This window comes from Methylophaga sp. UBA5088 (assembly GCF_002414625.1).
Lineage (GTDB): Bacteria > Pseudomonadota > Gammaproteobacteria > Nitrosococcales > Methylophagaceae > Methylophaga > Methylophaga marina.
Genome location: NZ_DIAC01000028.1, coordinates 19,502 through 20,194 on the forward strand (window position 1 = coordinate 19,502; position 693 = coordinate 20,194).

The window sequence follows — 693 nt, forward strand, 5'->3', positions numbered from 1 at the left end:
GCCAGAGTTTTTCTGGGATTATCCTGAGCTTGAACCTTTGTATACCATCGTTTCACGCTATCTGGATGTGGTGGCACGGATTAATGTATTAAATAAAAAGCTGGAAAGTATTCATGAGTTACTGGATATGCTGGCTAATGAACAAAATCACAAACATTCATCTACCTTAGAATGGATAATCATTATCCTGATCGCATTAGAAATCGTATTGTTTTTGCATTAAAAAAACCAGGCCTACAGGCCTGGTTCTTGAAGGGAAACTTAAACTTTAAACCGCCCCATCAGACTCATCATGTTTTCTGAGAAATTGGTGATTTTTTTCGAAATCTCATCACCTGTTTTAGACACTTGTTGAGCTGACTCAGTCTGCTGGTTCAAACCATGCAGGTTTTTACTGATATCTTCAGCTACAGCCGTTTGCTCTTCTGTAGCGGCTGCTGTTTGAATCGCCATATCGTTTACGCGCCGTGATGATGCTCTTATCTCATCAAACACGGAAGAGGCTTCCTGGAACGTATTGGCTGTTTTATCGACGTCGGTTTTACCCTGAGTAATCGCCGTTGAGGATTGACTGACAGAGCTTTGCAGTTGACTGATAATCTGGCTGATATCGTCTGTGCTCTGCTGTGTTCTGGTAGCTAATGAACGAACTTCATCAGCAACGACGGCAAAACCGCGACCATGATCTCCTGC

General features: G+C 42.6%; 2 protein-coding genes. One reads left to right on the top strand and one right to left on the bottom strand.

The genetic code is table 11. From position 1 onward, the window contains the following. The coding region (locus tag B4K20_RS03605; RefSeq protein ID WP_289281917.1) for an RMD1 family protein at positions 1–223 on the top strand (223 nt) is incomplete at its 5' end. Between the two features lie 38 nt (positions 224–261). On the opposite strand, the gene B4K20_RS03610 is transcribed toward B4K20_RS03605, so the two are convergent. Then, positions 262–693: methyl-accepting chemotaxis protein (locus B4K20_RS03610; RefSeq protein ID WP_289281918.1), on the bottom strand; the 432-nt coding region annotated here is incomplete at its 5' end.